This window comes from Mucilaginibacter sp. P25, from assembly GCF_050859465.1.
GTDB lineage: Bacteria > Bacteroidota > Bacteroidia > Sphingobacteriales > Sphingobacteriaceae > Mucilaginibacter > Mucilaginibacter gossypii.
The window spans coordinates 5,595,999-5,619,001 of record NZ_CP193937.1 but is presented as its reverse complement, the minus strand read 5'-3'; the positions used below and the strand labels follow the sequence as shown (position 1 = coordinate 5,619,001).

Here is a 23,003-nt window from a genome sequence, read left to right as displayed (position 1 = left end):
TCAACAAACAGCAGGTAACTTTTGTGTACATAGGCATCTACGTAAATTCTGGACTTAACTTCTTTTTAGATCCGTTGCGCATCGTTACCAGGAAAGTATACTCTGGGTTGTTGGTACTCTTGTTGTGATCACTCCAAAAGTCCCACATAGCGAGAGGCGTCTGTCGATCCATTTGTGAGTCCATGTTTTGCGTGTTAAATGTATTGTTAACAGCGGGCAATCCGTTTTGAGCAGAGGCACATTTTCCTAAAATAACAAAGGAAAAAGAGAAACATACTTTAATAAAAGTTTCATATATAAAGCTTAGATGGGTTAAATATATGAAACCAGTTTAACCGAAATGTTAACTTTTACCAATACTAAATAACTTATAACTTACGAAGCTTTTAAAGCTTCGTAAGTCTTATAGTTCATCACTACTGGTACTGAATATAAATAGGGGCAGGCTTCAGACTTAACACTTCCTTAGGCGTAAGCATCCTGTGTGGTTCGTTTTTTAAGTCGTTTTTATAAAAAAGTTTAAAGCCGGTGAACTGTACAGGCTCTTCTGAAATAAAATATTTGTAAGTGCCTTTTTTAAGTTCCGGACCACCCCAGCCATCCATATCCATCACTACCTGTACTTCGGGACGTAATTTAATATCCTTGTAGTTGGTTACCATGCGTTTGGTAAAGCGGTGTACAACAAATATTTTAGGTGGGAGGTCATTCTTTTTTGCCAGTTTGGCCAGGTAGCCGGTTACGTAGTTAATATCATCGGCATCAAAGGTACCTATGCGTTTGCCGGGCACACTGCCTTCCTTCATAGAAAATTCCGGGTCGATGCCTAAATGAACGTTTGGCATCTTCATGTATTTCTCTAATAAAGGCAATTCGGTTTGTACTGTGCTGAAGCCAACCTGGATATCTAAAAACACAAGTGCATTGATGCTTTTTGCCCAGCTAATCACGGTATCAATCTGGCTAAAGGGCATCCGTAAGTTATGCAGACCATTACGGCCGGCATCAGCCTGGGCCGTTACGCAGATATAATGTAAGGCCGGTACCACGTTAGTAGCTGTATCAGCCTTTTCCCAGTTCTTTACCTCTTCCTTTAATTTATTGAGCATGGTTTTGCGTGGGTATTGGCCCAGCACGCCCATGTTTTTTGAATAGAGGTTACCATAAAACGCTACAATGCGGTTAAATGGTAAAATAGCTCCGGGAAGCGGATATTCTTTGGTTTTTACCGGCCAGCGACCACTTTTATCGCCATTGGCCAGTTTTTTCATCAGCGAATCGTACTTTAAAGTATCCAGCATGGATGACCTTGCCGACGTATCGCGGAAATGTTTGCGGGTTGTAGAACAGGCCGTATTAGCAACGGCAATAAAAATAAACAGGGCTAAAGCAGAAATTGTCCTTTTCAAATTTTAAGATTTTTGACTTAATGAGCAATATCTGTGCCTATTCTATACTTTTGCCCTTCATAGCTGTACTTATTGCCTGATCCATTAAGCGTTCGGCAAACGGACGAGTGAACTCGTTAACCTCATCAATCGTTTTTAAAATCAGGTCTTTATCGTCGCTGGTGAGGGCCTCTTTCAGTTTCTGAACAAGTTTGGTAGTATCGGCAATTTCTGTAACCGAAACATAATCAGCATTTTTTTGCAGGAAGCGTTCAACGGTATAAACCATTTGTTCGCCTTCAGTGCGCGCCTCAATAAGCATCCGCTGATTTACATCATCTTTGGCGTGGGTAATGCTGTCCATCAGCATTTGTTCCACCTGTTCGTCGGTAATGCCATAGGTTGGTTTTACTTCAACCTCCTGCTTTACGCCCGAACGTAGTTCGATGGCCTGTATGGTTAGGATACCGTCGGCATTTAATAAAAAGTTAATATCAACTTTAGGGAAACCTGCAGGCATGGAAGGGATGCCTTTTAAATCAAACTCGGCGAGTTTACGGTTTTCTTTGATCAGATCGCGCTCGCCCTGGTAAACGGCAATTTTCATGTTTACCTGTCCGTCTATTGATGTCGTATATTGCCTGCCTCCCTTGGTTGGCACCTTGGAATTACGGGGAATAATAACATCCATCAGGCCGCCCATGGTTTCAATACCTAAGGACAGGGGGTAACATCTAATAGTAAAATATCTTTACGGTTGCCTGCTAAAATATCGGCCTGTATGGCGGCGCCTAAAGCAACTACTTCATCAGGGTTCACATCATCATGCACCGGGCGACCAAAAAACTCAGCAACCATACGTTTAACCAATGCCGTACGGGTTGAGCCGCCAACCATAACCACTTCATCAATTTGATCGATAGTTAGTTTTGCATCCTTAAGCGCGTTTTGGCAACTGGTGATGGTTTGCTGTACTTTTGGTAATATCAGTTCTTCAAAAGTAGTGCGGTCAAGTGTACACCAGATCTCGCCGATTTTATCATTAACCAAGCTTTGGTGTGCGAAGGCTTTTTTGGCTTCTTCGGCCTTTAGGCGCAGTTGCTGGGCCAGTTCGGTATTGGCAAGCACTTCGGCTTTATTAAGCTGGTTTTTCTCAATCCAGTAATCAACAATAATACGGTCGAAATCGTCGCCGCCTAAAAATGTATCGCCATTGGTAGATAGTACTTCAAAAATGCCGTTTTGTATTTGCAATATGGACACATCAAAGGTGCCGCCGCCAAGGTCATAAACTGCTATAGTTTTAGTTTCTTCGGGGTTTAGGCCTATCCCATAAGCCAAACTTGCCGCGGTAGGTTCGTTAACTATCCGCAACACATCAAGCCCTGCAAGTTTACCAGCATCACGGGTGGCCTGGCGCTGCGAATCATTAAAATATGCCGGAACAGTGATCACAGCACGGTTAACCGGGGTTTTAAGGGCATGCTCGGCACGGGCCTTAAGCTCTTTCAATATCTGGGCCGATAGCTCGATAGGGGTGTAAAATTTATCGCCTACTTTGATCTTTACCAGGCTTTCGGTATCGTCGTCAATTACTTTATAGCTAAAAAAGTCTTTGTAGTTTTCAATATCGTGGTAACTGCGGCCAAGCAAGCGTTTAACCGAAAATATTGTATTTTGTGGATCGGTTATCAGGAACTCTTTTGCCTCATTACCAACCAGCACATCGCCTGCATCACCAAAATGAACTACAGAGGGCACCAATACACCTTTGCCTGCATCATTAATTACCTGCGGGTTTTTACCAGGGTTGATGAATGCTACCAGCGAGTTAGTGGTACCCAGATCGATGCCTACAATGATCTCTTCTTTTTGCAATGAGCCTGTTGCCAGGTTGATAGAAACTTTAGCCATTATATTAAGTTAACAAAGCGCAAATGTACTTAGTTTTGGTTGAGGATATGTCTTCTCAATCTCTAATTTGTTAAGTTTTGTGCGTTTTGTAACATCATCGCAGGTTGAGCCTTTATTTCATTATACTGTCAAACAAATACGCTTAACACCGCTTTATCCCTGTAATACCCTAAATAAATTATTATGAAAAATCGTGAATTAGGAGCATCCGGCATATCAACAGCGCCATTGGTTTTTGGCGGCAATGTGTTTGGGTGGACTGTTAAAGGTAAAGATACGGGCCTTTTACTGGATGCATTTGTGGATGCCGGGTTTAATACTATCGATACTGCTGATGTTTACTCGCGCTGGGTTGAGGGCAATAAAGGCGGCGAGTCGGAAACCGAAATTGGTAACTGGCTTAGGCAAAGCGGCAAACGCGATAAAGTAGTTATAGCCACTAAAGTAGGCGCCGAAATGGATTCGGGCAGCAAAGGGCTTAAAAAGGATTACATTATTAAATCGGCCGAGGCTTCATTAAAGCGCTTGCAAACCGATTACATTGATTTGTATCAAACCCATTACGACGATCCCTCAACCCCGGTTGAAGAAACCCTGCGTGCTTATGATCAACTGGTGCAGGATGGTAAGGTGAGGGCTATAGGTACTTCCAATATGTCTGTCGAACGTTTGCATGAGTCGCTCAAAACGAGTATTGAAGAAGGCCTGATAGCTTATCAAACGCTTCAGCCCGAATATAACCTGTTCGACAGGGAAAAATATGAAACCACTTACGAGCCCTTTATTAAAGAGCAAAACCTTGGGGTGATCAGTTATTTTTCGTTGGCCAGCGGTTTTTTAAGCGGCAAATACCGTTCGGAAGCCGACCTGAAGGGAAGCAGCCGCGCGGGGATGGTTAAGAAATATCTTAACCAAAGAGGCTACAGGATATTAAAAGCCCTGGACGACCTTGCCGGGCAGTATCAAACCAGTCAGTCGGCAATTGCACTGGCGTGGTTAATTGCGAGGCCCGGTATTACAGCACCCATTGTTAGTGCCACCAGTTTGGAGCAGCTTAATGATCTTGTTGTATCAGCCGCTTTGAAATTAAATAATGAAGCTATTGAAATGCTGAATATCGCCAGTGTTTATTAAATATTAATTTATATTTCACTATATATAACAGCGCGCTTTTTAAATGAAAGCTGCGCTGTTTGCTTTTAGTTACCTGATTAGCATTCCAATCACTTACTTTGGATTACTTAATAATTACATTGATTTTTTAAATTAATTATTAAACAATAATATCCTGTTTTTTACTTTTTTAAACACTAAAGTTTTAAATATTTCCTAAAAAATAGTTTATTTACTAAACCGAACTCCCTGTTTTTGAGTATAAAGAGTTCTCTCTAATTAATTTTTTATTTTAAATGGAAAAGCTGAAGCGGATTATTGGCTACGGGATGCCTGATTTGTCGCTGGAGAATAAGCTGTTTAATGCGCTCTCATTATTCATTTGTGCCAGCAGCGTTTTTTCGCTAATCTGCAATTTGTTTTTAGGCTTAAGTTATAAGCTTGAGCTTGTTGAGCTTTTTGTGATACTGATGTCGGGCTGGGCTTTTTACAGGAGCAGGTTCGTAAAGTATAAAGAGGATGCAACCCTCATTTACATTTGCTTAGGGCTGTTTGCAATTATTCCGGGCTGGTTTTACAATGGCGGTATCTCCGGATCAACAACGCTTTCGGGAGTCTTTTTTATTGTACTTATAACCCTGCTTGTAAAAAAACGATATCATTATATTTTTATCGGCGCGCTAATAGCTATATTTTTAGGATGCTACTTTATCGAAAAACATTTTCCTGGTTTAGTACAGCCTTATGATAGTACCGCGTCAAAAGAATCTGACCTCATCACTTCGGCTGTGGTAAACATATTGACTGTTGGGCTGCTGGTAGGTTTTATTAAAAAAAGCCACGAAACCGATAAGCGCGACCTGATTCGTAAGGGTGAAGAGCTGCAAGCTTCTCAAATTGAACTTTCGGCCTCACGTGACCAGGCTGAGGCGGCCACGTTTGCCAAATCGAACTTTCTGGCCAATATGAGCCACGAAATTCGCACGCCACTTAACGGTATCATCGGTACCGCCCAATTGCTATCACGTACTAATTTACAGCCCGAGCAGCAGGAACTGCTTCAAACTTTACAATCGAGCAGTAATTTATTGATTAACATCATCAGTGATATTCTTGATATTTCAAAAATCGAAGCAGATAAACTGGTCCTTCACCCGGTTTCAACGCATTTGCGTAACTGCATAAAAACAGTTATTGAAATTACTGAACCGGCCATTACATCCCTTCACAAACCCCTAAGCTTAACCTATGATGTTGATGCTAATGTGGCAAACTATGTAATAGCAGATGAGGGCAGGCTTCAGCAAATCCTGGTTAATTTGATCGGAAATGCCATTAAGTTTACCGACGAAGGTTCGGTAAGTTTACGCGTCACAGCATCTGAGATCAGGAACAACGTCCAGGACATAACCTTTAGCATCAAAGATGACGGGATTGGCATAAGTGAAGAGGCATTAGCACAGTTATTTAAACCATTTACACAGGTAAATACTACCGCCTTGCGCAAATATGGCGGTACGGGGCTGGGCTTATCCATTTGCAAAAAACTTGTGGAGATGATGCACGGCAGAATCTGGGTAGAAAGTAAGGAAGCCCAGGGCTCATTGTTTAGCTTTACCTTGCCTTTACATGTTACCTATGGCATTATTGAACCGGAGATGCAACCGGATGAAAAGGAAGCTTTTCAGTACCGGCCGTTACGCATTTTATTAGCCGAGGATAATAAAATGAACCAGTTAATAGCCAGTAAGATTTTTAAAAAGGTTGGTTATAATATTGATATTGCCGAAAATGGATTGGCCGCGGTAAATATGGTTGAGCAGTGTAACTACGATCTGATATTCATGGACATTCAAATGCCCGAAATGGATGGTTTACAGGCTACCCGCCATATATTAACAAAGCATGGTAAAGGCGCTCCGCCTATTATTGCCATGACAGCCAACGTGCTTAGCGAAAATGAGCGTGAATGCACCCAGGCCGGTATGAAAGATTTTGTAAGTAAACCTTTTACTTTTGAACGGCTGGAAGATATCATCCAAAAATGGACGTGATTTATTAAAAAATTGTCAATCGTTGATTAGTACCATACAAAATAAAAATAGTACCATTAAGGGCAAAGCTATTGTGTGTAGTTTTGTGTCATGTTACAAAGCATTCCCACAATTGATATTTGCACACTTGCCGATGATATTAAACAGGACGACATCCTGATCAGCAGGTTTGCGTCTTATCTGGATGCTCATAAAAACCTTTTCTTCCCGCACCGCCACTCGTTTTACCACCTGGTATTGTTTACTGATGGCGGAGGATCACATACCATTGACTTTGAAAGCTTTGAGGTAAGGCCGGGGCAGATTTACTTTATGATTCCCGGGCAGGTGCATTCATGGGCTTTTGAAGGTTTTACTGACGGTTATATTATCAATTTCTCAAGCTCGTTTATCCAGTCGTTTTTATTACGCTCAGGCTACTTTGACAATTTTAACTTTTTGAACGGCAATCCAAAGGATGAGGTGGTTGACTTACCTGCCAACCAGTTACCCGAAATCATTACCCTTTTTGAAAGGATTGTATCTGAAGTTGAAAAGCCTGCAGTTTTGGGTAGCGATATGGTAAGGGTGCTTATGCTTCAGCTTTTCATTCTAATAAATCGTTGCCAGGGCAAAGGCGATAGCTTTGGCAAACAGGGCTATAATCAAACGCTGATCCGTAACTTTCAGAAGCTGATTGAACAGCATTATATCGATGTAAAGCTCCCTAAAGATTATGCAGAACTGCTTTATATTACCCCCAATCATTTAAACGCGGTATGTAAAGATGTGCTTGGCCTGTCGGCAGGAGAGGTGATCCGTAACAGAACTTTGCTTGAAGCAAAAAGGCTATTGACCAATCCGCGACTTAATATAAGTGAGATAGCTTTTAACCTAAATTTTAGTGATAACTCCTATTTTACCAAGTTCTTTAAAAAAATTGAGGGCATTACCCCCGAAGAATTCAGAAAAAAACCTTAAACAATAAATCATAACGTTATGGAAACCCCTAAATATAAATTATCCGCCTGGTCTGCCTTTGTAAACGCCAAATGTCCGCGTTGCAGGCGCGGCGACCTGTTTGCTACCGGTATGTATGAATTTAAAGGACAGGAGATGCATAAAACATGTTCACACTGCGGCCTGGTGTATGAGCGTGAACCCGGTTATTTTTATGTAGCCATGTTTGCCAGTTATGCGCTTAACGTTGCTGAGATGGTTACACTAGCAGTTGCTATCAGCGTTTTAACAGGCAGCAGTAACCCCTGGTTGTATGTAACTATTATTTTAGGAGTAGCGGTAGTTTTAGCGCCATTTAATTTCAGGTATTCAAGGGTGATGCTTTTGCACTGGCTTACACCGGGCTTACATTATCATCCGGAGATGAGCGAGGATAAAACGAAATAATTTAATTGACTGAAATACATACAGATGCCCTTGATTAAAAAATTAAGGGCATTTTCATTTAAACCAAAATCCGCCGCTACAGTCATAATAATAACAAGCTTGATTTATATAAATTAAATAAGTATTTGAAATTAAGCTGTTTATAATTGCTTAAAATCTATTATCATGAAAGCGAAACTTAAATCACTGAAAGCCGATCTATATAATGTATTTGTAGTTGGGAATGCCGATGACAGACAATTGGCAAAAGCATACTTTTTGTTGGCTATCCCTTTATTCGCGATATTTTTTGGCCTGGGTTCATTTCCCAAATTCTGATCATAAAAAAACAGTCGGAGCGTTCTGCTGCGACTGTTTACAACTGTTCCTAACTAACTAACTATTAAACTAAATTATTTTTCTATTGGGTTAAGGCCCAGGTAATTTGCGGCAATAAATAAATTGTTATTGATTTTGTGCCAGGCCTGGTGGTTGCCGCTTGTATACCGGTTTAAAACATCACGGTAATAAGAATCCGAGAATGTGAGCCGGGTGTTTGTTTCTGAATTATACAATGAATCTTTGCCTAAGTAGATGCCGCTGCGTTGCGCAGGTTTATCGATTTTTTTTCGGGTGTTGAGGAAAACATATTGGCACAAGCTACCAAAATGAGAGATGTCCCAACCAAAACAAGAAAATGGTAAAATAATTTCATAAGCAAGGTATAAGTCTTTAAAAGATGCCTCCGGATGTTCAGAAACATATTATGCTCCAAAAATAACCAACGCTATATAAAAAGTAATCAGGGATTTCACCGTTTTGCGTACGTAGTTTTACGCAATTTTTAATAGATGACGGCGAATATTTAAATGTACAAATAAAAAATCCATTATGTTACAAATTCTTTAAAAAAATTATGCCAGGCTGTTGGTAAGAGTTGGCCTGGGCACTATTTTTGATATGAACATATTACAAACTTTCTTCCTCAATATACCGGTGTTTTAACAGCCGATATTTTGATATAGCCTTTTTAACTTTTAAAGCAGAAAGTTTATACTCCAGTAAAGTACCCAAAGCAAACATAAAAAGAAAACCAGGCGGGTAAATCAAAGCCTCAATCGTACCCTCGCCGATGGATGCGGAAATAATACCGGCTGCAATCCCAATTACCAGCAATACTAACACTGCAGTACTCATGTTACTCAGCCTTAACCTGTAAAATAAATCAGTTGTGTTACGGGGTAGGTTGATAATCAGCTTTGGGAGATAGCGATCTATAAACGTGCGTGGGCGGGTAAAATGTATGTTGCGATTGCCTTCATAACCTAAAAGATTTTATCTGCTCCCATAGATACTTCTGATGATATAAAATCGAAATTAGTTTCACGCTTCGCTGCGAATTTGCGTAAAGCCTTTTCCAATTCAGCCTTTTCATCAGGGCTTAAAGAAACCGTTTTAATTGTGATCATGGTTTTATTCAGTTAAAGTAGCAAATAAATTAACATCATTATGCAAGGCGGCTAATAAACTTTTACTTTTGCCGGCGATATGAATGATTCGCTTAAAAATAAATACGACAGCATAATTTTTGACCTTGATGGTACCCTTTGGGATAGTACCGCTAATGTTGCCCTTGCATGGCAGGCGGCAATCAGTAAGGTAGAATATATTAACGAGGAAATGACGCAGGAACGCGTGCGTTCTATTACCGGCATGACCTACGATGCAATTTTTGATAAGTTATTCCCTGATCTTAATGCAGAGCAACGCAAAGAAGTGCAGGCTCTTTGTGCCGTAAGTGAATTGGAGATCCTGTTCACCAAAGGGGGCGAACTTTACCCTCAACTGGAAGATACCCTTAAATACCTTGCTGCAAATTACAAACTTTATATAGTGAGCAATTGTCAAAACGGTTATATCGAACTGTTTTTGGATCTGAACCAATTGCATGGCCATTTTCTTGGACACCAGTGTTTCGGCACAAAAGGGAACCCTAAGGCCGATAATATCAAAGATGTGGTTAATGATCACCAATTGAAAGCCCCGGTTTACGTAGGTGATACCATGGGCGATTATAATGCCGCCAAACAAGCCGGTGTACCTTTTATTTTTGCAAATTATGGTTTTGGCGTTGTGCCTGATGGCATGGTAGCAACCATCAGTAATTTTGCCGGGCTTAAAGAGCTGCTTTAAACTAATTGTGTTTTAATCATATTAGGGTTGAATAGTTGTTAAGCTCGTTGCCTGGAAAGGTAATGCAGTAAATTATTATACATAATTAAACGACTTTGTAATTGGCTTGCCGGTTTGGCTTTGTGTGTTCTGCTTTAAGCTTTCGTATAATGATAATCTTATTGTAAAACAATTTTCGGGTTTTGCCATTGTACTTTCAGCTTTACGGCTAAAAAGTTAATTTAGTAAAATGAAGTTTATCAAATATCTGCCGGTAGCTATAGTACTTGTTTTTTTCGTATCCTGTAAACCCAAAACCAAATCAATGCAGGTGCCTGTAGTTGGTTTTGTTGATGCTTTTGAAGATGCCACCATATCACAGGCCCGCAAAGGTTTTACTGATGCCTTGAACAAAAATGGTTTCAGCGAAGAAAAAAGACGGTGCAAATTGAATACAGCAATGCCCAGGGCGATATCCCAACGCTTACGCAAATCGTTAACCACTTTGTTACTGATAGTGTAAACCTGCTGGCAACTTGTACAACATTATCAACAGTAACAGCGCTTCAAAAAACAAAATATATCCCCGTTTTTGCCATGGTATCCCCAACTGCCGAACGCATGAAGGTAACTGATGCCAACGGGAAAGCGCCCGCCAACCTTTTCGGCGCAGTAGAAGAGTTAAACTATATTGATACTTCGTTCAGCATTATTCCCAAACTGCTTAAGCCTAAGGGCGCAAAACTGGTTATCGGGATGATCTATAATCAGTCGGAGCCGCAATCGGCCGATGCCTTAAACCGTATTAAATCATTGGCCGCAGGGCTAAACGTTGATATTGTAGCACTTCCGTTAAATACCTCGGCCGATGCGCAGCTGGTTACGCAGTCGCTGCTAAATAAAAACATCGACGCCTTTTTTGCTAATCCGGACAATACCGTTTTTGCATCTTTTGAAACCATCCTAAAAAACTGTAATCAAAAAAACATCCCGATTTTTACAAGCGAAGCAGGTTTGGTACAGCGTGGAGCCGTCGCTGCTTTTGGGGCTGATATTTATCAATGGGGGTACCAGGCCGGCGAGCAGGCAGCCCAATTTCTTAAAACTCATAAAACCGATGGCCTGCAACCCGAAATGGTAAAGATAAGGAAGAGGGTATATAACCCTGCTGCTGCAAAAAAATATAATATTACCATTCCGCCAAATTTTGAGCCTGTAAAATAAATGGATTTTTACCTTACCGCTTTACTACAGGGCCTATGCTTTTCGGCCATAGCGCTGGGGATTTATATATCCATGAAAATCTTCAATATTCCGGATATCACAACCGATGGCAGTTATACACTGGGCGGCGTGGTTACGGCAGTATTGCTGACCAATCATCAGCCCACCTATGTTATTTTACCTGCTGTGATTTTGGCAGGCGCAGCAGCGGGGGCGCTTACCGGTATTATTCATACCAAATTAAAGATCAATGCACTGCTGGCCGGCATCCTGGTCATGACGGCGCTTTACTCGGTTAACCTTACTATTTTAGGCCGCTCAAATTTACCGCTTATCAATTTGCCTTCGTTATTTACTATAGTAAGTGTTGTGAGCGACCTTAATCAAAATACATTCTGGATCCTTGCCATTTTTGTTATCGTGATCACTTTTCTGATCGGCCATCTGCTCAAAACCGATTTTGGCATAGCCATGCGGGCTACTGGTAACAGTGAATCCATGATCCGTTCATTAGGCGTAAATACTGACAGGATGAAAATTACCGGGCTGGCACTGGCCAATGCGCTCACGGCTTTGAGCGGTTACCTGGTAGCCCAGTTCCAGGGTTTTGCAGATATCAGCATGGGCATTGGGATTGTGATAGTAGGGTTAGGATCGGTGATCATTGCAGAAACATTAATTAACTGGTTTAAGCTTACCTCGGTATGGTTAAGTCTGGTATTGGTATTAGCAGGGGCAGTGATATTTCAGCTGGTTTTGGCGTTTACACTCTCAGTTGGTGTCGACCCTAAATTACTTAAAATAGTTACCGCCGGTTTTGTGCTGGTAATTGTAAGCCTGCCGCGTTTATCCTTATTAAGATCATCATGATAACGATAACCGACGTGCATAAAACATTTAATAAAGGTAAAGCCAACCAGGTAAACGCGGTTAATGGCATTACACTGGAGATCAAAGACGGTGAGTTTTTGGTGATAGTTGGTTCGAATGGCTCAGGCAAGACCACCTTGCTTAATTTAATTGCCGGCAGCGTATCGCCCGATAATGGCACTATAAGTATCGACGGAAACGATGTAACCAACATGCCTGATTACAAACGCAGCCGGTGGATTGCAAGGGTATTTCAAAACCCATTGAGTGGCACTGCGCCCGATTTGAGCATATTAGATAATTTCCGGCTGGCATCTATCCGCACAAAAAGAAAAGGTTTATCCGTTGGGGTAAATGATGCTTTTAAAAAACAGGTTCAGGAAAAAGTAGCCGGCCTTGGCATGGGTTTGCAGGATAAGATAGACCAGCCGATGGGTACTTTGTCGGGCGGGCAGCGGCAGGCGCTTACCCTGCTGATGAGTGTGATGGATAGTTGTAAAGTTTTATTGCTGGACGAACCTACCGCGGCCCTCGACCCACGCTCGGCCGACGTGGTAATGCGGACAGCTGATACACTGATCCGCGAATTTAATTTAACGGCGGTATTCATTACGCATAATTTGAAGGATGCTTTTAATTATGGCACAAGAATAATACAAATGGGCGAGGGGTTGATTATTAACGACTTATCGGGTACTGACAAAGCTTCTTTAAAACAAAATGACTTGTTCGACTGGTTTGCATAAAAATTGGCAAAGTAATTGTATAGTTACCTGCACTATGAAAAACAATAATTTTGAAACCATATCCGACGCTTACCAGTTAGTAAGCGGTGCGAAAATAAAAGGCAAAAAGCACGACGAAATATTTGAACTTGGCGCATATGATGCGCTAAAGCGTGGTTACGTACTTTATCCGCTTGAACACGGCGTTAAGTTTGATGATTTCAGCGTAATGATATCTGAAAAGGAATTAAAAAATAACTTCCTTATTGAGGCAGTTAAACAAAACGCAATAGCAGCTTAATTTCAAGCTGCTATTTTTATTTGGCGCCGTTACGTCATGTAACGGCAATAAACCTCATACACAGTGCTGTTTACGTTGTGCAGCAATTTCATTTCTTGCTTTTCTCATCCAATAATTGTAGGTTTGCACATATAAAGTACAAACCGATGTTGTTTAATAAATCATTCTGCTCAATAGTAATGTGGCCCATGGTGCCGCAGCAGAAGGGTTTTGCATCGATAATTCTCTTCTCAACTCCGGTATAGCGGTTTCGAAGCACCCAAACCGATCCTACATTTACCACATTAGTTTAACATTAAGCATTACTTAAACGTAAGCTTAATTGAATTTGAAATTTTATATGGACAATTATTATTCAATAGAAGAAAAGTACCTCCGGGCTGTTGATGAACTATCGTTCGGAGAAACACCTAAGGGCTTAAACATATTAAACCAGATCATTACGGATGAGCCCTTTTTGCAAGGGCGCATTACCAGTTGGGGATGATCTACTATTACAAGATCCAGGATTACCAAACCGCAGGTTATCATTTTAAAACCTGTATGGAGCTGGAGCCATCGTTTCCGGATAATTACACCCATTATCTTGACCTGGTAGTATTCCTGGGAATGGATAAGCTGGTTTCAACCATTTCGGCCCAGGCTTTAACCACACCGGGGGTGAACAAGGCCCGCACCTTTGAGCTGCTTGGCTTGTTTTATGAAAAACAAAAGGACTGGAATAAATCCTTAGGTTATTACCAGGAAGCCTTTATGGAAGTGACTGAAAAAGACGAGCGTAAAGATATTGAAGATAGTTTTAAACGCGTACGCTCAAAAATGAAGCAAAAACAGGCTTACCTCTATTTCATTACCGAATAAACTTGAATAGCTGTTCAAGTGGATACTTAACGAACAAGCCCCTAATAAAGGGGCTTATTCGTTAGTAAAAAAATCATAATTAATAACGTATGTTTAAAGATAAGCTATTGTCGTAAGTTGCTGTTATACAATAAAGACACAATTTTTGTGAAAAATGTGCAGAGGCTATAAATTGCATTGTAATAATTAAATTGTCCTCTTTATATCTTAATCATGATTTAGCCATGCCTAAATATTTAGTTAAGCAATTGTTATTACTCGCAGTTATAGCTGTAATTGTTTTCCTCTTCAAGTATCTGATAGCGTTGTACGCTGTTAACAGATGAATTTAAATAGCCGGTAAATGCACCTCAGCCATCATACACCTTGCACTGCCGCCGCCATTAGTTTCAATGGTATTGATATCGGCATAAACCAGCTTTCCATACTGTTGTAAAGCGGAACGCTGTGCTTCACTCAAAGCGCTGAAAGCGTTTTGCGACATCACGATCAACGTTTCGCCCGCTTTGTTTTTCACTTCAAGCATATTACCGGCAAACTGGTTCATCTGCTCAAAAGTGATTTCAATAATTTCTTTGTGCGAAGATTTCAATGAATCTATAACAGTTATCCTTTCATGTGGGTTGGGGATGCTATCCAAACAGATTACTGCAAATTCAGTTCCAATGCACATCAGTACATTGGTATGGTAAATGGCTTTCCCTTTTTCATCAACGGCCTCAAAACTGATCGGTTGATAACCAGCTTGTTCACAGAAATAGTTAAGCACCTCTTTATCTGTACGGGGCGAGAGGCAGGCGTAAGCTATTTTATTATCCCTGTCAAGCACCATACTGCCGGTGCCTTCTAAAAAGCGATGGTCATGTTCAAAGCGGCTCAGGTCAATTACATGGGCAACTTTAAATTTATCCTCCAAATCGGTTATGATATCTTCCCTGCGCTCAAGCCTGCGGTTTTCGGCCTGCATAGGGTAAAGGAAAACGCCACCGTCATTATGAAACGATATCCAGTTATTCGGAAATATCGAATCGGGCGTATAAGGCTGTAGGGTGTCATCTATAACAGTAACATCTACACTATTATGGCGCAAAATGTTAACCATACTATTAAACTCACTCAAGGCCCTTTCCTGTACACCATTTTTTTCGGCATTAGCGTTTTGAAAAGCGTTACTTGTAGCAGTTTCTTCATTAAACCCGAAATTAACCGGGCGGATCATTAATATATGTGATGTTGATTGACTCATGATTTTTGTCATTATTTCATTGAGTCATTGAGTCATTTTTTTAATAAATCATGCAAAGCAATGACTTAATGACCAGACGACTCAATGACAAATTAAATTACAGTGTCCCTGAATACCGGCATGCTCATGCAATGGAAACCACCGCGGGCACGGGAAAGTTCGGCCGACGGCATTAATATCAGCGTATCAGTTAAACTTTGTGGATCAAGTTCATTATTTTCAAATTTTTGAAGCAGTTCGGCTACCCGGATCACATTATAACCACCTTCTTTAAAAGCCTCTACAGTTTTATCATTCCGATCGTATCCAACAACAACGCCTTCTTTTAGGGCCAGCAGGTTGCAGGAGTCTGTCCACTGTTCACGGGCATCAAAGGGGAAGGTGTTGTTGCCCGAGTAAATAAACTTGGTTTTTACACCGCTTTTGAGGTCGTTCTCGCTGATGTCGGAAAGCAGGTCCTCAATACAACCAAATAGCCTTGGTTTTTCATCTTTTTCAAACTGAACAATTTCCGCCCGTTCTTTTTGTTTTTTATCAGCAAACCATGATATCGGCTCCCGCTCCTCAATAGGGGCTTCGGCCACCGCAAGCGAGCGGAGTAGTACCCAGGTATCGCGCTTTACCTGCGTAAAAACAGTATCGATATGCATATAATCACGCTTGTTTGGAATTTTTACGATGGTTACCTTCTTCACAACATCGTATTCAAACAACAGCCTGATAGCTTCATTAGCACCGCTGACAGATGTCCGCTCGCTGCAGCCAATCACTAAATGATCAGGACTTACCATCATCACATCGCCGCCTTCTAAAGTTGTGCGGCCTTCAGCGTCTTCGCCCGGACGTAAAAAATGCTGCGCGGTTTCAGGGATCTCCAAAATATTATCGCGATAAGCTTCAAACAGCGGATGATTGAAAAATATGTAACGCATCAGCAAAGTTTCGCGGAAACGGGCTTTCTTTGCCGGCTTATTGAGCAGCATATGATTATTAACCGCTATACCCAAATCCCTCGAAAAAATAAGATTGGGGATAGGGGCAAAGATCATTTCTTCGGTTGTTAACGAGCCCGAAATAAAGATTTTAGCCAGCTCAACCGGATCCGTGTCTGTAAGTTGCTGCTGCAAGCGATAGTTGCAGCTTTCAACGGCACAAACTGCAGCTACCAGTTTTTTGCGGATATCCGGCTGCTGTAAAATATCAGCCAGCAGGGTTTGGATCTCGATAACTTTATCTGACGAATGGAAGCCTGGATTATCAGGTTTAAAAAATGAACGGCGGGTTGCTTCATCATCAATTTGATTAAGCTTGCCTTTTATTTTGTCGGGGTCAAGAAAATAGAGCAGGAGCTTTACATAATAATCGTATTCATTCCGGCGCACGGTATCCAGGTGAATTATATCTTCAAAAAGCCAGTCCTGCGCCTTTGAAGGCACAACTTTGCCTAAACCGCTATCCGGACTATGAATAAGCAATGTGCGGAGTGTGCCAATTTCGGAGGTTACATCTATTTTAAAATCGGAGTTGGTTATTGTCATAAAACACTATAATCGTAACACAAATCTATCAGAAATTAAATTACAAAACGGGCTTACCCGGCAAAATTAGGCCGGGTAATATTTGCCTGTTCTTTTAATTCAATATAAAACGTTTTATGTGTCGATTATATGTTGCTGCTTTCTAATCGGCAATCTCCCGGTAAGTGTTCCTTTCCATGCTTACGTTTAGCCTTTGCAACATAGCCTTCATATCAAAGCCCTGTTGCTGATATAGCTGCTGCACTGCCTCTTTAGCTTTTTGTAAAACATCTTCGTTTTGCCAAATGGCGGTTGTAATGCAAATGAGGTTGCCTTGGTCATCATCGCGCTCAAAGGCACGGTCTTCAATAAATCCGTCGAGCTTTTTTATAAAGTCGCGGTTGACTTTCATACGTCCTTTAAATTCATGTTGAGCTGTTGCGGGAACAATGAATTGATCTATAAATATCTGTTTCATGATTATCCTTGTTTTTTTCAAAAATCGGGATAATGGAAGCTCAATACTTGTAAAAAATCATTGATTTACCAGGCTTGCGGTATTTTAAAGAAATCGGTAGGATTTAACCCGGTAAACAGTTTAAATTCCTTATTGAAATGCGGCTGGTCAAAGTACCCGGCTTCTAAAGCTACCTGGCTGAGCGAACCGTTTTTAGGTTTACTATCAACTATCGACCTGATCTTAATAATATTGGAAAACTGCTTTGGCGAAGTACCAACCACTCGCCTGAAGCGTTTTTCAAATGCATCCTGGCTTATATAATGAGTATCGGCAAGGTCCTTAATTTTGATCATGCCTTTTGATAAGCGGATCTTTTGCAGGGCAGATATGATCAGCTGGTCCCGTTTGTGGCTTTCAATATGTTTAAGCAGAAATTGTTCGGTGATGATTACCCGTTGCTGATTATTGGGTGCTTCTGCCAGTTGTTCTTCAGTTAAGGATAATTCACGCAGGTCAATAAAGTTATCAAGCGGCAGAGTTGCCTCAAATAATTCATGAAGCGGATTTTTGAACAACGCTGCCGCGCCGGCTGCTTTAAATAAAACCAACATATTGTCCGTGCCCGGTGCATAATTAATTAGCCTGGGCGATTTTTTTAAGCCGGTGATTAAAGAGGAGGGGAGCTTACCGCTATGTGCCTCGGTAATATCGCTAATCTTGCCACCGTATCTGAACGCCATTACCAGCGATGTATCAGGCAAAATACGATTAACCAGATCATTTGCAGTCTCGATAAAAACGTATTGCCGTATAAAAGGCTTTAGTATTTCGCCGGGCGTAAAGCGTTCAATATGCATTTAACTAAGATACAGAATTTGTTAATCAGAAAATTCCCGTCCGACGCGACTCAAGATCGTATTAATACGGATCAACGTCGGGCTGTACAATACTGCCCGTGCTAAGTTTGGTTGTATAATATTGAGTGATCACATCCCTTAAAACAGTTTTTGCTTTTATGATAGAGATCCCATCCTTCTCAAATTTGAGCATAATGCTTTTAATGTAATAATTGCGGATCCTGCTGATGAGCGGTTGCTCCGGGCCAATCACCCGCTCGCCAAAATGCTCCCGGAGCCGCGCGCCGAGGTACTCTGCCTGATTATGGAGCACATCGGGATTTTTATGCTTGATATCGAGGTTAATGATCCGGTAGAAGGGAGGGTATTTAAAGCTTTTCCGCTCTTCCATCTCGGTAAAATAAAGATCGGCGTAGTTGTTATCAATCACCTGCTTTAACACCCTGTGATAAATATCATAGGTTTGCACAACTACTTTGCCCTGCTTACCCCGGCGGCCGGCCCTGCCGCTTACCTGTGCAAGTAGTTGATAACCACGCTCGTTTGCCCTATAGTCAGGGAATTTCAGCAGGCTATCAGCATTAATAATACCAATCAGTGTCACATCTGAAAAATCAAGCCCTTTGGCCACCATCTGGGTGCCAACCAATATATCTATCCTTTTCTCTTCCAGATCGTTGAGGATAGTTTGCAGGGAATTCCGTGATCGTGTAGTATCAAGGTCCATCCGGGCAATCCGGGCTTCGGGCAATAAAACGCTCAGTTCATCTTCAATTTTTTCGGTACCGAAGCCTTTATATTCCAGGTGGGTAGATCCGCAGGCGGGGCAAATGGATGGCGTATCTTCCTTGTAACCGCAGTAGTGGCAATGCAGCTTGCCGCTGCTTTTATGATAAGTAAGGCTTACATCGCAGTTGATACATTTGGGAGTATAAGCACATACTTTGCACATCAGGATGGGGGCATATCCGCGGCGGTTTTGGAATAAAATTACCTGCTCTTTATTTTCAAGTGCCTGCTTGATGCCCTCCATCAGCACACTGGTAAAGTGCGACTGGATAGTTTTTTGTTTGGTTTCATGAGCGATGCTTACTACCTGCACATCGGGCAGCTCAACGCCGCCAAAGCGTTCAGTGAGCTCTGCAAAACCGTATTTGTGAGTACGGGCATTATAGTAGCTTTCAAAGGATGGCGTGGCCGAACCCAAAAGCACTTTACCCTGGTGCATGTTAGCCAAAAAAATCGAGGTGTCGCGTGCGTTGTAGCGCGGCGCCGGATCAAATTGCTTGTATGATGTTTCGTGCTCTTCATCAACAATGATCAATCCCAGATCGGCAAAAGGTAAAAACACGGATGACCGCGCGCCGAGCACAATCTTATACTCTCCGCTTAAAACTTTCTGCCAAACCTCAACCCGCTCATTGTCATTAAAACGCGAATGATAAACACCGATATCCGCACCAAAATACGTCCGTAACCTTTCAATAATATGTGTTGTTAGGGCTATTTCAGGCAAAAGGTAAAGTACCTGTTTCCCGCTGCGTACAATCTCTTCTATCAGCCTTACATATAATTGTGTTTTGCCTGATGAGGTTACGCCATGCAACAACGTTACTTCTTTTTCTTTAAACTGCCCGCGGATGCTTTGAAGTACCTCCGTTTGCTGTTCGCTCAATTCAAAGTTGTTGCCTTCTTCTCCTTCTTCCTCAAAATGCAGGCGGCTAACGTTTCTGTCCTCCGAAAAGAAGATCTCTTTTTCAATGAGCGATTTAATGCTTGATTCACCTGCACCGCTCTCTTCAATAAGTTCGTTTTTGGTGATGTTTTTTTGATGACGGGAAAGCTTGATGTAAGCTAATAGGGCATCGGCCTGTTTAGGCGCGCGCTTTTCTAATATCGGGAATAGCTCCCGCAGATTATCCTGGTTGTTATAAACCGGGTTAAGTGTAATAAAAGTGCGTTTGCGGGGCTTATAACGTTCGTTTACTTCTTCGGATATGTTGATGATGTTTTTTTCAAACATCAGCTTCAATATCGGCATTACAGTTTTCTGTCCCAAAAGCTTGGTAATATCGCTTATGGTAAGCTCCAGCTGAATTTCGAGGGCTTCAACAATTAAAAACTCTTTATCGTGAAGCGTGGCTTTATCTATCTCATATTCCCGGTTAAGCATGATGCGGGTTTCGCTGGCCAGCTTCAGTGCCGATGGCAGCGCGGCGTTCATAACTTCGCCTATGTTGCACATATAGTAATCTGCCAGCCACTGCCAAAATTCGAGCTGCTTAGGAGTTACAACCGGGCGGTCATCCAGGATCTCGATGATATATTTTGCTTCGTACTTTTCGGGCGCCAGTTTCCCTATCTCTTTAACAATGGCTGTATAAAGCTTGCTTTTGCCGAACTGCACCACCACTCTTTTGCCAATGGCAACAGCATCATTTTGCTCATAAGGAACCCGGTAGGTGTAGTTTTTTGAAATAGCCAATGGCAAAATCACTTCGGCAAAAAGTGTTTCACGGTCGGTATGTTCAATTTCGGCAAACTCTAACATCGTTTATTATTTGTTGCGGATAGCAGCTAATGCCAGCATCAGCCAGCCCAAAATGAACAACAAACCACCAATGGGTGTAATTGGCCCCATGGCTATAAGCCAGTTCCAGCCAAGCAGATCGCGGCATGATAACAGGTACAGCGAACCTGAAAAGAATATAATGCCGAAAGTGAACAGGTAGTAAGCTGCCGATATTAAGCCCCCGCTCTTTTCGCGCGCAAAAACTGCTAAAAAAAGCAGGGCAAATACATGATAGAAGTTGTATTGTACAGCAGTATGCCAAACCTCAAGCTGGGCGGGGGCAAGCAACGCTTTTAAACCGTGGGCTCCAAAAGCGCCGGTGATAACGGCCAGCATACCTAAAAACGAAGCGGTAATAATTATTTGTTTGTTCATGCGATATAAAAAGCTAAGTTAACCAATTGAAAGTATTACTTTAACGCCGTGGGGTAAAATTCTATATTTGCTGCACGCCCCTGCTATGAAACGACTGATAGTAACCACTATATTTTTGATTATAGCTACCGTGTTGGTAACGGTGTTATATTTTAAAAATTTAAGTCCGCCGGGAGTGCGTACCGGGCAGGTTATGCGCGCTATTCCTGATAATGCGGTGGCAGTATTTGAGTTTGGTAATGAAAAGGGATTTTATGATATTTTTGCCGGCAACCAGCTCTTGAGCACTTTTGTTGGCCCCGGCAAATTACATGAACTTGACACCTTACGCAAGTTGCTTATTGCCTCTCCACAGCTTGATCAATTTTTTACAGGCCAAAACATTTTCGTTTCCCTTCATCCTACAAATAATGATAATATAGATTTGCTCGTAACCACCTCGGCATCAAAAGCTTTTTCGGCAACTATGTTTAATCATTTAACAGGCAATGCCAAAAGCGCTTTACAAATAGCGCCTATGCAAATAGCGGCAAGCCAGGGTTATAATATATATGTTAAGCCGCTCAATAAACATTTTTACCTCATTAAAACCGGCGACAATATATTTTCGGGCAGTTTTTCAAAAGATTTGGTTGATCATAGCGCCATCTACCAGCAGGATAAAGGCCATAATGGCTTTGTACCGTTGCCTGAGCAGCAAAACGCCAATTCACTTGCCAATCTTTATATTAATTACAACCAGCTTAATCAGTTTTTTGATCAGCTCTTCCTTAATAAAACTACCGATCTTTTTAAGAGCTTTAGAATGCTGCCGGCCTATGCGGCATTAAACTTAAATTACAAAAGCGATGCTTTGATGTTTAACGGGTTCACCACTAAACGAAATAATGCAACCAGTTATTTAAACATTTTTTCGGCCCAGCAACCTGTCGAGAATCATTTAAAAGATATTTTCCCGGCCACAACTGCCTACAGCACAAGCTTCGCCGTTTCAGATCCTAAAAAGTTTGAAACCGACCTTTCACAGTGGCATGATAAAGCGGGAGTGGGCAAGGAAAAGAATGAACTTTTGAATAAGGTAAAATCAGAAGCAGGGCTGTTTGTAAAACCCGAGTTTGAAAAGCTGCTCGGTAACGAGTTCGCGATAGTTACCACGCGGTACTTTGAAAAATTTGCCATCATTTCTGTTAAGGATGGCTCAAAGCTTTTTCCGGTGATGATGAACATCAGTAATATGGTTACCGATAAAGTTGGCCAGTTTAATTATGAAAAATTGCCTTTCTTTTTATTGGGCGATGCATTCAGCATTTTCCGGAAACCTTACTTTATGATCATTGATAATTATCTCATACTTGCCACTTCGGTATCCGAGTTAGAAAGTTATAACGACACCTACTTCAACCGCAAATTCATAGGAAAAACCGATCAGTATACCCAGTTTGATAATTTGCTGGCCGAAAGGAGCAATGTGGCCTTCTTTATTAACTTTAAAAACATGCAGCCTTTATTAAAACGCGATTTAAAAAGGCCTTTTTACGATGCTTTTGAAAACAGCGACCCCGGTTGGAAAAATTATTATGGTGCTGCCTTCCAACTCACTGCATCCGACAGAAACTTTTATACCAATTTTTGTATGCGCCTAAATGTTCCGGATACAAGTGCAGTTAAAAAATAAATTTATTTACGTTTACACAACAATACCCGCCAAATTTCGTAAAACATTACAAATAGCAATTTGTAAAAAATTTACAGACAATCAGCTTTGAGTTCTTTTCTTTAAGTAGATTCGGGGCAAGATATGTGAGCCAATTATGAATAAAATCTTCTTTACTATTCTTTTCTTTATTTTTTGTTCTTTATCCGTATCGGCTCAACAGTTTTCGCAATATAATACCGGCACGCTTTACGATTCATTTGAAAATCCTTCACAAAGAGCCTTTATCCCCGATTCGAGCCGGGGGTAGCATTCAATTTTTTCATCCCGAATTT

The 23,003-nt window shown here is 41.4% G+C and carries 23 protein-coding genes and 1 pseudogene; 14 read left to right on the top strand and 10 right to left on the bottom strand.

The annotated features are described in order from the left end of the window. Positions 1-416: 416 nt before the first annotated feature. Positions 417-1,409, bottom strand: coding sequence for a hypothetical protein (locus tag ACRQ5D_RS28295; protein ID WP_090527015.1), 993 nt, complete (start codon positions 1,407-1,409; stop codon positions 417-419). 37 nt (positions 1,410-1,446) lie between these two features. Then, positions 1,447-3,302: pseudogene (gene hscA, locus ACRQ5D_RS28290) on the bottom strand (Fe-S protein assembly chaperone HscA). A 183-nt stretch (positions 3,303-3,485) separates the two neighbouring features. On the opposite strand from hscA, the gene ACRQ5D_RS28285 reads away from it, so the two are divergent. The 5 genes from ACRQ5D_RS28285 (at position 3,486) to ACRQ5D_RS28265 (ending at position 8,173) form a co-directional block, all read left to right on the top strand. Then, a complete protein-coding gene (locus tag ACRQ5D_RS28285) occupies positions 3,486-4,436 on the top strand; it encodes an aldo/keto reductase (RefSeq protein WP_091162646.1) in 951 nt (316 codons plus the stop codon). Positions 4,437-4,711: 275 nt separating this feature from the next. Further along, entirely contained in the window at positions 4,712-6,469 is a 1,758-nt protein-coding gene (locus ACRQ5D_RS28280) for an ATP-binding protein (RefSeq protein WP_091162647.1), read from the top strand. Positions 6,470-6,559: 90 nt separating this feature from the next. Continuing rightward, the gene (locus ACRQ5D_RS28275) at positions 6,560-7,429 is read left to right on the top strand and encodes an AraC family transcriptional regulator (protein WP_431198527.1); all 870 of its coding nucleotides are present in this window, start codon (positions 6,560-6,562) and stop codon (positions 7,427-7,429) included. Between the two features lie 18 nt (positions 7,430-7,447). After that, positions 7,448-7,855: a DUF983 domain-containing protein gene (locus ACRQ5D_RS28270; protein WP_091162649.1), complete on the top strand. Its 408-nt coding sequence runs from the start codon at positions 7,448-7,450 to the stop codon at positions 7,853-7,855. A 165-nt stretch (positions 7,856-8,020) separates the two neighbouring features. Beyond that, positions 8,021-8,173 carry a hypothetical protein gene (locus ACRQ5D_RS28265; RefSeq protein ID WP_167516102.1) on the top strand — a complete coding sequence of 51 codons (153 nt, stop codon included), beginning with the start codon at positions 8,021-8,023 and terminating at the stop codon, positions 8,171-8,173. 630 nt (positions 8,174-8,803) lie between these two features. On the opposite strand, the gene ACRQ5D_RS28260 is transcribed toward ACRQ5D_RS28265, so the two are convergent. Next, entirely contained in the window at positions 8,804-9,031 is a 228-nt protein-coding gene (locus ACRQ5D_RS28260) for a hypothetical protein (RefSeq protein WP_432327350.1), read from the bottom strand. A gap of 128 nt (positions 9,032-9,159) precedes the next feature. Next, positions 9,160-9,303 carry a hypothetical protein gene (locus ACRQ5D_RS28255; protein WP_432327348.1) on the bottom strand — a complete coding sequence of 48 codons (144 nt, stop codon included), beginning with the start codon at positions 9,301-9,303 and terminating at the stop codon, positions 9,160-9,162. 79 nt (positions 9,304-9,382) lie between these two features. On the opposite strand from ACRQ5D_RS28255, the gene ACRQ5D_RS28250 reads away from it, so the two are divergent. The 8 genes from ACRQ5D_RS28250 to ACRQ5D_RS28215 all read left to right on the top strand — a co-directional run bounded on the left by ACRQ5D_RS28250 (position 9,383) and on the right by ACRQ5D_RS28215 (position 13,987). After that, entirely contained in the window at positions 9,383-10,027 is a 645-nt protein-coding gene (locus ACRQ5D_RS28250) for an HAD family hydrolase (protein WP_091162652.1), read from the top strand. Between the two features lie 229 nt (positions 10,028-10,256). Continuing rightward, complete coding sequence (locus ACRQ5D_RS28245; RefSeq protein ID WP_431198526.1) at positions 10,257-10,529, top strand: hypothetical protein; 273 nt, start codon at positions 10,257-10,259, stop codon at positions 10,527-10,529. Beyond that, positions 10,448-11,230 carry an ABC transporter substrate-binding protein gene (locus tag ACRQ5D_RS28240; protein WP_431198525.1) on the top strand — a complete coding sequence of 261 codons (783 nt, stop codon included), beginning with the start codon at positions 10,448-10,450 and terminating at the stop codon, positions 11,228-11,230. Before ACRQ5D_RS28245 ends, ACRQ5D_RS28240 begins: the two co-directional genes overlap by 82 nt. Then, the gene (locus tag ACRQ5D_RS28235; RefSeq protein ID WP_091162654.1) at positions 11,231-12,100 is read left to right on the top strand and encodes an ABC transporter permease; all 870 of its coding nucleotides are present in this window, start codon (positions 11,231-11,233) and stop codon (positions 12,098-12,100) included. Continuing rightward, on the top strand, positions 12,097-12,846 hold the full coding sequence (locus ACRQ5D_RS28230) for an ABC transporter ATP-binding protein (protein ID WP_091162655.1): 750 nt from the start codon (positions 12,097-12,099) through the stop codon (positions 12,844-12,846). The genes ACRQ5D_RS28235 and ACRQ5D_RS28230 overlap by 4 nt, the downstream gene beginning before the upstream one ends. Positions 12,847-12,880: 34 nt before the next feature. Beyond that, positions 12,881-13,126, top strand: coding sequence for a hypothetical protein (locus ACRQ5D_RS28225; RefSeq protein ID WP_091162656.1), 246 nt, complete (start codon positions 12,881-12,883; stop codon positions 13,124-13,126). Positions 13,127-13,466: 340 nt separating this feature from the next. After that, positions 13,467-13,613 carry a hypothetical protein gene (locus ACRQ5D_RS28220; RefSeq protein WP_432327344.1) on the top strand — a complete coding sequence of 49 codons (147 nt, stop codon included), beginning with the start codon at positions 13,467-13,469 and terminating at the stop codon, positions 13,611-13,613. Next, positions 13,610-13,987: a hypothetical protein gene (locus tag ACRQ5D_RS28215; protein WP_432327342.1), complete on the top strand. Its 378-nt coding sequence runs from the start codon at positions 13,610-13,612 to the stop codon at positions 13,985-13,987. The genes ACRQ5D_RS28220 and ACRQ5D_RS28215 overlap by 4 nt, the downstream gene beginning before the upstream one ends. 328 nt (positions 13,988-14,315) lie before the next feature. Here ACRQ5D_RS28215 and ctlX read toward each other — a convergent pair whose 3' ends face one another. The 6 genes from ctlX to ACRQ5D_RS28185 all read right to left on the bottom strand — a co-directional run bounded on the left by ctlX (position 14,316) and on the right by ACRQ5D_RS28185 (position 21,014). Further along, the gene (ctlX, locus tag ACRQ5D_RS28210; protein ID WP_256337320.1) at positions 14,316-15,233 is read right to left on the bottom strand and encodes a citrulline utilization hydrolase CtlX; all 918 of its coding nucleotides are present in this window, start codon (positions 15,231-15,233) and stop codon (positions 14,316-14,318) included. Positions 15,234-15,325: 92 nt separating this feature from the next. Continuing rightward, positions 15,326-16,771 carry an arginine deiminase family protein gene (locus ACRQ5D_RS28205; RefSeq protein ID WP_091162658.1) on the bottom strand — a complete coding sequence of 482 codons (1,446 nt, stop codon included), beginning with the start codon at positions 16,769-16,771 and terminating at the stop codon, positions 15,326-15,328. Positions 16,772-16,913: 142 nt separating this feature from the next. Continuing rightward, a complete protein-coding gene (locus ACRQ5D_RS28200; protein ID WP_091162659.1) occupies positions 16,914-17,228 on the bottom strand; it encodes a hypothetical protein in 315 nt (104 codons plus the stop codon). A gap of 65 nt (positions 17,229-17,293) precedes the next feature. Further along, positions 17,294-18,067: a helix-turn-helix transcriptional regulator gene (locus ACRQ5D_RS28195; protein ID WP_091162660.1), complete on the bottom strand. Its 774-nt coding sequence runs from the start codon at positions 18,065-18,067 to the stop codon at positions 17,294-17,296. Between the two features lie 61 nt (positions 18,068-18,128). Then, positions 18,129-20,618: a replication restart helicase PriA gene (priA, locus tag ACRQ5D_RS28190; protein WP_091162661.1), complete on the bottom strand. Its 2,490-nt coding sequence runs from the start codon at positions 20,616-20,618 to the stop codon at positions 18,129-18,131. Between the two features lie 6 nt (positions 20,619-20,624). Further along, positions 20,625-21,014, bottom strand: coding sequence for a DUF423 domain-containing protein (locus ACRQ5D_RS28185; protein WP_090527050.1), 390 nt, complete (start codon positions 21,012-21,014; stop codon positions 20,625-20,627). Positions 21,015-21,099: 85 nt separating this feature from the next. On the opposite strand from ACRQ5D_RS28185, the gene ACRQ5D_RS28180 reads away from it, so the two are divergent. Next, entirely contained in the window at positions 21,100-22,689 is a 1,590-nt protein-coding gene (locus ACRQ5D_RS28180) for a hypothetical protein (protein ID WP_091162662.1), read from the top strand. Positions 22,690-23,003: the final 314 nt, after the last annotated feature.

What these genes read in the sequence shown, in the direction of transcription:
- ACRQ5D_RS28285 (WP_091162646.1), top strand. Translation starts at nt 3,486, where the DNA reads ATGAAAAATCGTGAATTAGGAGCATCCGGCATATCAACAGCGCCATTG.
- ACRQ5D_RS28280 (WP_091162647.1), top strand. Translation starts at nt 4,712, where the DNA reads ATGGAAAAGCTGAAGCGGATTATTGGCTACGGGATGCCTGATTTGTCG.
- ACRQ5D_RS28275 (WP_431198527.1), top strand. Translation starts at nt 6,560, where the DNA reads ATGTTACAAAGCATTCCCACAATTGATATTTGCACACTTGCCGATGAT.
- ACRQ5D_RS28270 (WP_091162649.1), top strand. Translation starts at nt 7,448, where the DNA reads ATGGAAACCCCTAAATATAAATTATCCGCCTGGTCTGCCTTTGTAAAC.
- ACRQ5D_RS28265 (WP_167516102.1), top strand. Translation starts at nt 8,021, where the DNA reads ATGAAAGCGAAACTTAAATCACTGAAAGCCGATCTATATAATGTATTT.
- ACRQ5D_RS28260 (WP_432327350.1), bottom strand. Translation starts at nt 9,031, where the DNA reads ATGAGTACTGCAGTGTTAGTATTGCTGGTAATTGGGATTGCAGCCGGT.
- ACRQ5D_RS28255 (WP_432327348.1), bottom strand. Translation starts at nt 9,303, where the DNA reads ATGATCACAATTAAAACGGTTTCTTTAAGCCCTGATGAAAAGGCTGAA.
- ACRQ5D_RS28250 (WP_091162652.1), top strand. Translation starts at nt 9,383, where the DNA reads ATGAATGATTCGCTTAAAAATAAATACGACAGCATAATTTTTGACCTT.
- ACRQ5D_RS28245 (WP_431198526.1), top strand. Translation starts at nt 10,257, where the DNA reads ATGAAGTTTATCAAATATCTGCCGGTAGCTATAGTACTTGTTTTTTTC.
- ACRQ5D_RS28235 (WP_091162654.1), top strand. Translation starts at nt 11,231, where the DNA reads ATGGATTTTTACCTTACCGCTTTACTACAGGGCCTATGCTTTTCGGCC.
- ACRQ5D_RS28230 (WP_091162655.1), top strand. Translation starts at nt 12,097, where the DNA reads ATGATAACGATAACCGACGTGCATAAAACATTTAATAAAGGTAAAGCC.
- ACRQ5D_RS28225 (WP_091162656.1), top strand. Translation starts at nt 12,881, where the DNA reads ATGAAAAACAATAATTTTGAAACCATATCCGACGCTTACCAGTTAGTA.
- ACRQ5D_RS28220 (WP_432327344.1), top strand. Translation starts at nt 13,467, where the DNA reads ATGGACAATTATTATTCAATAGAAGAAAAGTACCTCCGGGCTGTTGAT.
- ACRQ5D_RS28215 (WP_432327342.1), top strand. Translation starts at nt 13,610, where the DNA reads ATGATCTACTATTACAAGATCCAGGATTACCAAACCGCAGGTTATCAT.
- ctlX (WP_256337320.1), bottom strand. Translation starts at nt 15,233, where the DNA reads ATGAGTCAATCAACATCACATATATTAATGATCCGCCCGGTTAATTTC.
- ACRQ5D_RS28205 (WP_091162658.1), bottom strand. Translation starts at nt 16,771, where the DNA reads ATGACAATAACCAACTCCGATTTTAAAATAGATGTAACCTCCGAAATT.
- ACRQ5D_RS28200 (WP_091162659.1), bottom strand. Translation starts at nt 17,228, where the DNA reads ATGAAACAGATATTTATAGATCAATTCATTGTTCCCGCAACAGCTCAA.
- ACRQ5D_RS28195 (WP_091162660.1), bottom strand. Translation starts at nt 18,067, where the DNA reads ATGCATATTGAACGCTTTACGCCCGGCGAAATACTAAAGCCTTTTATA.
- priA (WP_091162661.1), bottom strand. Translation starts at nt 20,618, where the DNA reads ATGTTAGAGTTTGCCGAAATTGAACATACCGACCGTGAAACACTTTTT.
- ACRQ5D_RS28185 (WP_090527050.1), bottom strand. Translation starts at nt 21,014, where the DNA reads ATGAACAAACAAATAATTATTACCGCTTCGTTTTTAGGTATGCTGGCC.
- ACRQ5D_RS28180 (WP_091162662.1), top strand. Translation starts at nt 21,100, where the DNA reads ATGAAACGACTGATAGTAACCACTATATTTTTGATTATAGCTACCGTG.